The following is a 12,632-nucleotide window of genomic DNA, read 5'->3' on the forward strand; positions in this document are numbered from 1 at the left end:
ATTGATGTTGGGGAACATGAAAAAGAGAAATCGCCAGTGGATGATGTTACTACTGAGCGTAGCGATTGCTTTGCCTACATGGGGGTTAACAGCAACAAAATCAGCTCAAGCAAGCGATATCCAGAATCACTGGGCAAAAGATGTGCTGACAGAATGGCAAAATAAAGGTTATATCAGCGGATTTCAAGATGGAAGCTTACAACCAGATCAAAGTGTCACTAGATCGCAACTAGCCGCTATGATCAACAAATCATTTGGATTTACACAAGCCGGATCAATAGCTTATCAGGATGTACAGCCTTCTGATTGGTTCTATCACGATGTAGCAATCGCCAAGTCACAGGGATATATGGAAGGATACAAAAACAATACATTCCATCCCGATCAAAAAGTAACACGTCAAGAATTAGCAGTTATTTTGACTTCATTGAAAAAGTTAAAATCATCGAGTTCAGCTACACGCATGAAAGATACCGTCCATAGTCCTTCTTGGAGTAAAGGTTCTATTGGAGCCGTTATCGACAATGGTCTGATGAATGGTGATGAAAAAGGATTCCGTCCCAAAGATACAACAACACGTGCGGAAGCTGTAACGGTATTAGAACGTTCTTTGCAATCATCGAATAATACGAATACGTCCAAATCAAATTCGCCTACGACTACATACAACACAGCAGGTGTCTATGGGCCGGCATCCGGTCAACAACAGATCACAGGTGATATGCAGTTGAATAGTGCTGGCAGTACATTGCGCAATATGGTGATCGAAGGCGATCTTCTATTGGGTGCAGGTATTGGTGAAGGCGATGCTATTCTAGATCATGTTACTGTCAAAGGAACAACAACGATCAATGGTGGCGGTATCAACAGTATTCATCTGCAAGATTCTACACTTAATACAACAGTAATCAATAAAAAAGACGGCAATGTACGTGTAGTCACTACAGGTACAACAAGTGTTCAACAGATGATCCTTCAATCTGGAGGTTTACTTGAAGAAAAGGGTCTAACTACAGGTTCAGGATTTACCAATGTAGTCTTGTCTAATCAGATTCCAGCAGGATCAACAGTCTCACTAAAAGGGCGTATTGATAGTATGGATATTTCATCATCGTCTGTGCTAACTCAATTGCTTACAGGTTCTGTGGATAATCTAGCAGTGGCTTCAGGAACGACAGATAATAAGATCAGCACGACAACATCTTCCTCGATCCAATCATTAACTTTGAACGGTGTAGCCAAAGTGAGTGGTAACGGCACGATTGAGAAAGCCTACATTAATGTAGCAGGAACAACGATTACACCACGAGTTAACCAGACAACAACCAGTGCAGGCGTAACAGCCCGAATTGAAGGTGGTATGGTCGGCGGGGAGCAAGTGGTTACTAATATTCGTAAAGACGATAACAAACACCAAGAATCGTCCACACCTGTCGTCGTGCAACAACCTATGCAAAGTTTGGATGTTAGAAATGGACAAGCGATTTTACATCTAAATCAACCAACAAATGAATTATTGCTTAGCGATATGGAAGTAACGGCTACGTTAAATGGTAAACCTTATACGCTAACAAATGTTATTTATGATAGTGTGACAGGCGTAATCCAATTCGATCCGCTTAATTTAAAATATGCTTATAATAAAGTATTAGAGATTACAATTACACCGTCCTCACCTGCAAGCCGTTTATTAATAACTACAAAAGGCAATCTACGTATAAATGGATTTACAGGGTGGATTTCAGAAGAAAATAGTGCTTATGTAGAAGGAATGACAATTAATTTTCGTCGTGGAGTAGGTGTGACAGAGGGACCAATCGCAGCAACTGTTACAACCAATGAATATGGAGATTATATAGCTACTCTTCCGCCTGGTACATACACAGGCGAGTTGAAAAAAGAAGGATATATTCCTTCCTATCTGATTGCTACATCTTTGGCAGACAAATATAATTATGAACAAGATGCTATTGTTTCCAGAATGCCAACAGAAGGCAAAATTAGTATTGTGTTAACATGGGATGAATTACCTTACGATGAGGATGCTCATTTGTTAGGACCTACACCTGATGGCTATGGATTCCATACTTCTACCGAAAATAGACAGTACAATTATCAGAATCAGAATTATGTATCTTTAGATACAGATAATATGAGTTCTTACGGACCAGAAGTGATCACTATTAATAAACATGTAGATGGCATATACACGTTTTATGTACAAAATTATAGTGCGACTGCTAATAATGGAGAAGCATCAACATTGCGAAAATCATCAGCTACTGTAAAAGTATATAATGGCGCATACAGACTTCCGATGAAAACTTATCATATCCCTGTAGGCGATGGAGAAGAACCTTACTGGCATGTGTTTGATATGAATGTAGATCGTGATCAAATCAGCTTTTTCGATCAAAATATGTTAGTTAATAAGCCACCTATCTCTATTTATCATCAAACTCCTGATCAAGGAGATTTGGATATGCTTGACTTAGAACGTGAGATGGAACTTATCTCATCATATAGCGAATTGTCTTATGATACCAAAGTAGATGAGGATATATCATTGCGCTTATCCAATTCAATTAATAGTAATATCAATACGTTTGTTTCTGATATTGAATTATTACCTCATATTGTGGATGGTCATCCAGTAGGTGTAACAGACGATACGTATTTAACCACTTCCGATACAGAAGATACGATACGATTAGCTCAATATAATGGAAGTGCTTATGCGGCAGATTATAATGTGACATTACATTTATCTCTAGGTGAAGCTGATTTGGAAATGACTGTTTTAGTTAAAGTTCCTACAGTAAATACATGGATCGAGCAAGCGTCTGTAGAAGCTCAATCCAAGATCAATACTGCTACGGCTGGACAAGATATCACTGCATTACAAACGGCTCTAAATCGTAAAAATGCATTAACAAGCAGTTCAACAACAGAAGAAAAAATTGCTGTTTTAGAAGAACTGAACCATGCTTTAATCAGTTTTTGAGAACCATATAAAAGGTTGTAAACTAAAAAGAACAAGTCTAGGCGTAATGCCTTGGACTTGTTCTTTTTGTTTATAATAATTAAGAGACAGAACTTTTTAAAAGGTTGTGTCTGTTCAAAGGAACACGATGATCTTGAGCATCATCTGTACAGGACGTTGCAGGAGGACGCAAAGAGGGTGTACGTTCTAACACAATATCAATAAAATGAGATATCTGTTGTAGCGACTGAATATGTTTATCAATCGTTTGTTGATGCTGTTGGAGCATTTCGTAGAGATCAGGATAATCAGTCAGATCACTATCAAACGATAGATTTAGATAGGGTTTCATTTCTTCTAAAGATAAACCCGTCTTTTTCAAACATACCACTAATTTCATTTTTTCAATATCCATTGTATGGTATATACGATGACGATTAGATTTGCGCTGAGCGTAAGGAAGTAATTTAATTTTCTCATAGTAACGAATCGTATCTTCAGATAAGCCACTTTGGCTGGCTGCTTCTTTGATTGAAAATTCTTCAGATGAATACATATCCTATCACTCCTTTAAGACTGTAACGTTATTTTATAACTTGGAGTCGACTCCAAGTCAATCTACGTACTTATCTGTAATCTCCCTATAGCAATTGCTTTATAGAATAGCTGAATTAGGTTTACTGTTGACTTCGATTCGACTCCAAGTTGTAGAGTGAACTCAACCCTTTGTTACGGGGTTCCAATTGTTCACTTGTATATAGGAGGAAATAGAATGAATACTACATCTTTAACACGTATTGCATGTATTACTGGAGCTAATCACGGAATCGGTCTTGCTTTGACTCAACGATTACTAGAGCAACAATGGCAGGTAATAGCGATTATTCGATCTTCATTTGCTACTGATGATATACAAATTCAGCAAGCTATACAAGATCAGCGCTTACGTATTTATGTGGCTGATGTATCTGATTTTGAGCAGTTACGAACAGCACTCACACAGATTCAAGCCCAAGAAACCCATATTGATATATTATATAATAATGCAGGTGGAAGTTATCCTGAATTAAGCTTTTCCCCGCAAGGGCGTGAGCTTCACTTTGATACACAGACTGTAGCTCCATATATTATTCTGAAAGAACTTGAGCAATTAATTCAACAGGGAACCCTACGCACAGTGATCAATACATCCAGTGCTGTATTTGCTACATTGTTAACATTCGATCCTGATCAGTTAGAACATCCGACAAAATTTAAACCGTTATTTGGAGCCTATGCAACCGCTAAGTTAGCTTTATCGCTTTGGACTTTTGAACGTGCTTCTGAATTTGAGCATCACAAAGGAATCAAGTTGTTAAGTGTGGATCCCGGGGGCAATAATACGCTACGTTCGGGTAAACGATCAGGCATTCCATTCTTCATCAAAATTCTGACTAGATTATTTTTTCCAGCACCGACTCGTGGAGCATCTTTATTATATGAAGCGGCTTTAGGAGAGAATCATTCGTTATTTGTAGCAGGTGATTATATTGTGAAAGGGAAATCGGCTCCATTGAAGTTTAAACAGATGGCGCCTGTAATTAGTGAGCATGTGCATAGGATCTATGAGCAAGAATATAAAAGATAAATAGACCACAGTATTTGGATATCCCATCACAAGTTGCTTGTACTCAAAAAAAGTTTCTATATGAGCGAAGACATTTTACTTTTCTAAAGAAAGGATGATGTGCGATGCGTAATCAGCAACAGATGATGGATTTGATTTTGAACTTTGCCGAGCAGGATGAACGGGTGCGAGTAGTAGCGATGAATGGTTCGCGTGTGAATCGCAATGTACCGACTGATATTTTTCAAGATTACGATATCGTGTATCTGGTAACGGATGTGCCATCTTTTGTAGAAGATGATGATTGGACAGATTATTTCGGTGAGAAGATTATTATGCAAATGCCAGACGCTACAGGCGATTTCCTAGAAAATAATGATGGACGATATGCTTATCTCATGTTGCTTGCTGATGGCAATCGGATTGATCTAAGATTATTTCCATTATCTCTTCAAGCGACTTATATTGCTGAAGATCGGTTGATTAAAGTATTACTGGATAAAGATCAGCGAATGCCTGAACTGTCGCCACCAACAGATAAAGATTACCATATTCAGTGTCCGACAGCGCAACAGTATGCAGATTGCTGTAATGAATTGTGGTGGGTATCGACTTATATTGCAAAAGGATTGTGGCGACAAGAAATTCTATATGCGATTGATCATCTCAATAAGTATGTTCGTCCTATGTTACTACAGATGATCACATGGCAAGTTGGAATTCATACAGACTTTCAAGTAAGCGTAGGCAAAAATCATAAGTATTTACAACAATATGTAGATCCAGCTATATGGACACAATTGTTAGCAACATATCCTCAAGCAGATAATGAACAGATCTGGCAAGCTCTACACCAAACAGGTGATTTGTTCCGAAATGTCGCTTTAGATGTAGCAACACAATTACATTTTGAATATGATAGGGTGCAAGACCAGCAGGTGAGTGTCTACTTAGAACATATTCGTACATTGAGTCCGCAAGCGCAAGATTTTTATTTGTAGTGTATAAAGGTAGGGCATACAGAAGTGATTACAGAAGCGCATACAGAATTTCATTTACTAAATGGTACATCTATTTTTGCAAAACAAAAGCCTTACTCCATATACAGGAATAAGGCTTTTGATATTTCTACATTAATACGTAATTATTATAAACGAACACCGATATGCAAAGAATCACGTAATTCCAGTAGTTCTGCATAATGATCCACGATCATATCTGCTTCACTCAAATCTTGATTACCTGAACCTGGATTCTGATGACCGATACAACGCATACCTGCAAGCTTAGCCGCACGTACACCATTACGAGAATCTTCGATTACGACACAGTGTTGTGGTTCTACTTGTAATAATGATGCCGCATGCAAAAAGATATCCGGTGCAGGCTTACCATGTGCTACTTCTTCACCACTAACCATCACTGTGAAAAAGCGGCGTAATCCTGTACGCTCTAAAATCAATTCGATCAACGAACGTGGAGAAGACGAAGCGACCGCAAGCTTTATCCCTGATGCAGATAACCATTCAATCCATTGTTCTACATGGTCAAATGCTTGCAATTCCTTGTGATCTTGCATCACTTTCATCACATTGTCTTTATGAAAAGCCAGAACTTCCTCCATCACATGATCCAGCTTGTGCTTATCCATTACTTGCTGAAACATCGATTCCAATGTCACACCTACATACGTATGATGTTCCGTTTCTTCTACTGTAGCACCCAGATGCTGAAAAGAACTTTTTTCAATTTCAAAATAAATCGGTTCACTGTCGATCAGAACGCCATCCATATCAAAAATAACGGCTTGAATCGATGGGTCCTGCCACAAAGAAGATGAAGCGTTATTCAAATGCTTTGATGCCATATGGTATTGACCTCCATTCCTCAGATCTATTAAGTAGATTGTAAAACGACTTTAATCGCATTTGAAGATGGTGTCAATGTTCCACTGCTGATATTACAACCTAGCGTCTGGAACGCTTCTTCATAATCTTGCAGTGCAAAAGTATGAGTAATCAATTTGCTTGCCGGGATCAGATTGCGTTCGATCATATAATGAGCTGTTGCAAATGTACCTAGAGAATCGATCGAACCGATAATTTTGAGACTACGATCCACGATTTCTTTAGGATTAAAAGAACTGACTCCATCGCGCAAACCAACCAGCATCATATAACCACCATGAGCAAGGTTAGATAATACGGTTGTGCCGACTGCACCCGTTGTATCTACAATCAGATCAACCTGACGATCAGAAGGAGAGATGTGTTCTAGAGCACTTTCAAATGAGTTATGTGTATCCCAACGTTCCGGCGCTATCGCATCTGCAATATGCAAACGATCTTGTGAGATATCAACAATGCTACCGGATACTCCTTTGGAAGCTAGAGCATAGCTGTATAACATTCCGATTGGGCCTGCACCCAAAATAATCGTACGGAAATTAGGCAGAAGTTGAATTTGGTTAATACCTGTGAGCATACAGCTCAACGGTTCTGTTAGCGTCGCTTCTGCATAACTAACATGATCTGCTAATTTGTAAAGAAACCGATCTTCAGTTACATAGTAGTCGGTAAATGTACCGTCACTACTTACTCCTGTCTCGGTCGTGCTTTTATGTAAACAATGGTTCTGCCTTCCTGTCCGGCACATATTACATTGACCGCAATAGTAGGTAGGATCGATCACAACTCGATCACCGACTTGTAGAGTAGTGACTCTGTCGCCCACTTGTACGACTTCTCCAGCCGATTCATGCCCTAGAATGATTGAAGATTTGGCATGATATTTGCCGCTCACAATACCGAGGTCTGTTCCACATACACCTGTTGCATGAATCCGTACCAATACTTGATTGTCTTGCGTAATTTGTGGTTGAGGTCTTTCTTCTAAAGCAACATCCCACGCTGATTTGTAGACAAGTGATAACATAATATTCCTCCTCATATTAACTATAAGCGTATTCTTTTATATTCATCTAACAACGTATATACATAATTTATTCGCAATTAAGTAAAAGCGCTTTAATCTAAAGACGACAAAACGAGATCCAATCGGCGAATAATCTCTACAATTTCTTCATCAGTAACTGTAAGGGATGGACGCACTTTCACGACATTACCAAATCCATAACGAGAACCACGTAGAATTAATTGTTGATCAGCAAAAGCGAAATTGATAATCGCATTCATTTTGTTGGTATCTGGAGCATTGTATTCATCTACAATTTCTAGACCCCACATAAGACCAACACCACGAGCTTCACCGATACAGCTATATTTCTCTTCCAAATCTAAAAGTAAATCGCCAAGCAATTTGCCTTTGCGTTGTACTTCTTCCATAAATCCAGGTTCAGACACAACTTCCAATGTTGATTTAGCTGCGGTGACAGAGATCAGATTGCTACCAGACGTAAATGAATGTTCATGTTTTTCAAGTACATTTAGACGAGATTGCATTAATACCGCAGCAACAGGAACACCGATTCCACCAAGCCCTTTAGCTAGCGTAATAATATCAGGTTTGATATCGAATAATGTACTTGCGAACATATAACCGGTACGACCGATACCTGTCTGTACTTCGTCTGCGATTAAGATGATATTTTGCTCATCACATAACTGACGAATGCCTTTGAAATATTCAGGTGGAGGTATAATATTACCGCCGTTACCTAGAATCGGTTCGATAATCATGCAAGCGGTAGAACCAGAACCACCGTATTCAAGCTGGTCGGCTAGTGCTTCTACACATTTCATTCCGCAATTGGAAGGGTTCGCATCGAACGGGCAACGATAGCAGTAAGGTGCAGGGACATGCAGAGAATTGGGAACAGATGAATTGGGGAATCCTTTACGACGGAAAGCATTACCCGAAATACCTGTAGCAAATTGAGTCTGTCCATGATGAGAGTAGAAAAGGCTGACAATATCAGTATCACCGGTGTATTTTTGAGCGATTTTAGTTGCGCATTCGTTTGCAGTGGAACCCGTGATGTCACGCATCCAGCCTGCATCGATCCCATTAGGTGCATATTCTAACAAATGCGATAACACTTCATCTACATAAGGTTCTGTAAAAGTAGACGACATATGCGTTAGATTACCAACTTGCTCTTGTACTTTTTCTACAACATAAGGGTGATTATATCCTAGAGAAAGGTTGAATGTACCGGATACACCGTCTATATATTCTGTGCCTGTATCGTCAATTAATTTAATACCTCTACCATAACGAAACCGATTCTCAGTTAAAGTTTGCATGTTTTGCCTCCTGATTTTAAGTTCAAATAGACTTGATCTGCCAAAATAGACTGTCAGCACTACAACTACAATCGATTACTGGAACGCTGTTCCTCACCTCCTTTACAGAGTGATTTCTATGATTGTACTCTTGATGTTAATTTGGCTTGAGAAGAACTCCATTGAGAAGTAAAAGCAATACTTATTAACAACACCAGTGCAAATCCAGCAAATACCCACAAGGTAGGCCCGACTGACCAATTCGCCATGCTCCAACCGATCACGTATTGCAATACAGAGCCACCAATACCGCCAGCAGCAATTAGAATACTGGTTGTACGTTCAGTCATGCCCGGAATCAGCACGTTCGCGAATACAAGAGCGATAGAAAATAGACCTGACATAAATAATCCGATACCAAAAATCAGAATATACATAGCGACAGGATGAGAAACCAGAGCAAGTCCAATAATCATTAGCATCATGCCAAGTGAACTACCTATTAGAAAAGGAACATAACGAATCGATTCTGCTATACGTCCGACAAATAATCGACCAATCGTCATAGCTGCCCAGAAAAAAGTGACACTGAGCGAAGCGGCTGAATCACTAATAGAGATGCTTTCGATCAGAATAGAAGGCAAGAAATTCATTACGCCTAATTCAAGACCCATATATACGAAGAAGAACAAAATAAAAATACTGAGAAATTGTAATTGTTTGCCACTGTATTTTCGTTTCACAACAGCGCCGGTATGATCGGCATCATGTTCTTGAATACGGCGAAGCTGTGCAGAACTATCTGCTGGCATCGTCATCCAGAATATCAATAGCAATAAGGTAGCTAATGCAACCGTATAGAAAGAGAGCTGCCATACATTTAAGAAAATATACAGACTAGCAAGAGCAGGAATCAATAATGAACCTACGCCAAAATAAACATCTAACTTGGTCATGGCGACCGCTTTTTGCGCTTCAGCGAATTCGATAGTAAATGCTCCAATCGAAGATTCGATAATTCCTGAACCAAAGCCAACAAAAATCGTCATTGTGACCATCCAACCCCATACAGGCAATGTCCCCATCAACGCATAAGCAATCGTAATCGCACCAAGTGCAATCAATAACATATACTTGCGTCCTACCCCTGCGGATAAAGATGGCGATACAATTACCCCTACAAGAAAGCCCATAAACTGTAGAAATAACAGTGTGCCTCCATCGCTGTAATCTTTACCGTAATGCGGCAATATAACAGGGAGCAGAGCACCTAACAAAACACTGGTAATTCCGATCAAAAAATAAAAGCCACAACTTAATCCAAAAATCCTTTTCAACATCATCACCCTTCCATAAATAATCAAATACACTTGAAATTTCCATCTATGATCAACATAATGAATGAAGGCAGACGTTGTACAGTGACTGCCATCTATGTATTTAGCCTATAAGGAGTGATAGTGAATGAATCAGTTATTAGAAAATTTTCAAGGTAAAGCAATGGATGAACGATTACAATGGCATTGCCCACCAGAAGAATGGGAAGTATCTTCCGACAAACAGGTACTTACGTTTAAGCCACTCGCCAAAACAGATTTCTGGCAAAAAACACATTATGACTTTCGAGTGGACAATGGACATTTTTTATTTGCCGAAATGACAGGTGACATCATTATGACAACGAAAGTACGTACATATCCAGTTCATCAATATGATCAAGCTGGATTGATGATTCGTTTTTCAGAACATTGCTGGCTCAAAACGTCTGTTGAATTCGAAACGGACGGTCATGCCAAGTTAGGTGCGGTTGTCACCAACAATGGATACTCGGATTGGTCTACGCAAAATTTTGTTGCCGGTGAGACCGAATTGTTATTCCGTATTCGTCGTGAAGCTGGTGATTATACGATTGAGTATGCAGAGCAAGAAAAAGATGAATCTGAACAGCCCCAATGGAACCAGATACGGATCGCTCATTTATTCGAAGATCAAAATGATCAGACACCTTTTCAATGTGGTGTGTACGCATGTAGCCCGCAAGGAGATGGCTGTCATGTTGAATTCGAATACTTGCATATTGAGCCACTACAAAAAGAAAACAAGTAGTTAAAATGAAGCTGAGAGTAAATGTAAAAATTATGTATTTAATTACAATAAATAACTATAGAGTCTTAAATTTGAATAGTCAAGTTAAGAATATGTAAGGTTATACATTTAAGATTAAATAAGGAAAGCGAAGCGTTATATCGTATTTATGAAATGAACATTATAAAAGTAAGTGGGAAAATACAGAGATAAATATTTGATAGGTAAAAACCAAAAGGTGATAACATCAGGTTTTGGTTTGGCTATTCTATTTTGATTTTCAACCAACGTTGTATCAATTATTTCCCAGGTAATTTCCCTGATAGATAATCAATAAAAAGCTCGCCGATGAAGCAAAAAGATTATTCTGAAGATAGGCAAAATAGCTATCATTTTAGAATAATCTTTTTGTTATGTATATATGGTTATATGGAAAAGTTTGGTTTTTAGACATATTGTATGGATATCATGTGAAAAGAGCTAGCTTGGTTTACAAGCACCTATAGAACGTAATACAATAGAGTTATAGGCAGGTACTAAGTTTTCAAAAATTGTCCAAAATGCCCTATGTGATAACTTAATCTTTCTCGGGGATTCCATGAGTGACTACTGTGGAATCATTGTGAAGTAGGTTACGAATCGATCCCAAGAGAGGAATTACCTAAATATGTCCACTACGCGTGTGACGAAAGACCAAGATAATTGGCGCAAAAGTTTAGCTCCTTATGAGAAATCAAATACGAAGTACAGTGTATGGCAACTGATTAATACACTTGTCCCCTTTTTCGGCCTCTGGTATCTTGCATACCTTAGTTTATCCGTATCCTACTGGTTAACGATTCCTATTATGGTACTTGCTGGTGGATTCCTTGTCCGCACTTTTATTATTTTTCATGATTGTTGTCACCGTTCCTTTTTCAAAAACCGTAAAGCAAATACAATTGTAGGTAATATTACAGGTATTATGACTTTATGTTCTTATGATCAATGGCGCTATAGCCACTCTATGCATCACGCAACAAATGGTAATCTGGATAAACGCGGAACAGGCGATATCTGGACACTAACTGTAAATGAATATTTAGCATTATCTCCATTACGCCGTTGGGTGTACCGTATGTATCGTAATCCAATGATTATGTTTACAATCGGTCCGATTTATACGTTTTTATTAATTTACCGTTTTAACCGTAAAGGCGCTCCGAAAAAAGAGCGCATGAACACATATATGGTCAATGTAGCACTTGTTGCTATTATCGGTTTACTTTGCTGGGCTATCGGCTGGCAAGCATTTCTAATGATTCAAGGTCCAATCTTCTTTATGTCTGGTGTAGGCGGTATCTGGTTATTTTATGTACAGCATCAGTTTGAAGAAAGTTACTTTGAAGAAGAAGAAAATTGGAATTATGTCAAAGCAGCTATGCATGGTAGCTCGTTCTACAAACTTCCTAAAATCTTGCACTGGATTACCGGTAATATCGGTTTCCATCATATTCATCATTTAAGTTCTCGTGTACCCAATTATTTCTTGGAGTCCGCGCATAATACAAGTCCGGTGTTGCAAGATGTACAGACGATTACATTATTAACTAGCTTGCAATCATTGCGTTTCCGTATTTGGAACGAAGATACGAAGAAATTTATCGGATTCAAAGATATTGATACTTCGCTTAAAGTCAAAAACAAAAAACAACAGCAAAAAGCAGGCTAATGA

Annotated in this window: 10 protein-coding genes; 5 read left to right on the forward strand and 5 right to left on the reverse strand. The window is 38.7% G+C overall.

From position 1 onward, the window contains the following. Positions 1–4: 4 nt before the first annotated feature. Positions 5–3,004: an S-layer homology domain-containing protein gene (locus QE450_RS00755; protein WP_307295910.1), complete on the forward strand. Its 3,000-nt coding sequence runs from the start codon at positions 5–7 to the stop codon at positions 3,002–3,004. Between the two features lie 79 nt (positions 3,005–3,083). On the opposite strand, the gene QE450_RS00760 is transcribed toward QE450_RS00755, so the two are convergent. After that, positions 3,084–3,539 carry a MerR family transcriptional regulator gene (locus tag QE450_RS00760; protein WP_273614951.1) on the reverse strand — a complete coding sequence of 152 codons (456 nt, stop codon included), beginning with the start codon at positions 3,537–3,539 and terminating at the stop codon, positions 3,084–3,086. Positions 3,540–3,755: 216 nt separating this feature from the next. Between QE450_RS00760 and QE450_RS00765 the strand changes: the two genes are divergently transcribed. Further along, positions 3,756–4,610 (forward strand): SDR family NAD(P)-dependent oxidoreductase, encoded by an 855-nt coding sequence (locus QE450_RS00765; protein ID WP_307295914.1) that lies wholly within the window; start codon positions 3,756–3,758, stop codon positions 4,608–4,610. Between the two features lie 104 nt (positions 4,611–4,714). Beyond that, positions 4,715–5,590, forward strand: coding sequence for an aminoglycoside 6-adenylyltransferase (locus QE450_RS00770; RefSeq protein ID WP_307295918.1), 876 nt, complete (start codon positions 4,715–4,717; stop codon positions 5,588–5,590). 146 nt (positions 5,591–5,736) lie between these two features. Here QE450_RS00770 and QE450_RS00775 read toward each other — a convergent pair whose 3' ends face one another. The 4 genes from QE450_RS00775 to QE450_RS00790 all read right to left on the reverse strand — a co-directional run bounded on the left by QE450_RS00775 (position 5,737) and on the right by QE450_RS00790 (position 10,170). After that, positions 5,737–6,456 (reverse strand): HAD family hydrolase, encoded by a 720-nt coding sequence (locus QE450_RS00775; protein ID WP_307295920.1) that lies wholly within the window; start codon positions 6,454–6,456, stop codon positions 5,737–5,739. A gap of 29 nt (positions 6,457–6,485) precedes the next feature. Beyond that, entirely contained in the window at positions 6,486–7,523 is a 1,038-nt protein-coding gene (locus QE450_RS00780) for a zinc-dependent alcohol dehydrogenase (protein WP_274170903.1), read from the reverse strand. A gap of 92 nt (positions 7,524–7,615) precedes the next feature. Next, complete coding sequence (locus QE450_RS00785; RefSeq protein ID WP_273614956.1) at positions 7,616–8,854, reverse strand: aspartate aminotransferase family protein; 1,239 nt, start codon at positions 8,852–8,854, stop codon at positions 7,616–7,618. 116 nt (positions 8,855–8,970) lie between these two features. Then, on the reverse strand, positions 8,971–10,170 hold the full coding sequence (locus tag QE450_RS00790) for an MFS transporter (protein ID WP_273616233.1): 1,200 nt from the start codon (positions 10,168–10,170) through the stop codon (positions 8,971–8,973). 127 nt (positions 10,171–10,297) lie between these two features. Between QE450_RS00790 and QE450_RS00795 the strand changes: the two genes are divergently transcribed. Both QE450_RS00795 and desA read left to right on the forward strand, forming a co-directional pair. Then, on the forward strand, positions 10,298–10,939 hold the full coding sequence (locus QE450_RS00795; RefSeq protein ID WP_307295923.1) for a DUF1349 domain-containing protein: 642 nt from the start codon (positions 10,298–10,300) through the stop codon (positions 10,937–10,939). A 646-nt stretch (positions 10,940–11,585) separates the two neighbouring features. Then, the gene (gene desA / locus QE450_RS00800) at positions 11,586–12,629 is read left to right on the forward strand and encodes a Delta(5) desaturase DesA (protein WP_273614958.1); all 1,044 of its coding nucleotides are present in this window, start codon (positions 11,586–11,588) and stop codon (positions 12,627–12,629) included. Positions 12,630–12,632 lie beyond the last annotated feature (3 nt).

It is taken from the genome of Paenibacillus sp. SORGH_AS_0306, from assembly GCF_030819345.1.
Taxonomy (GTDB): Bacteria; Bacillota; Bacilli; order Paenibacillales; family Paenibacillaceae; genus Saccharibacillus; species Saccharibacillus kyungheensis.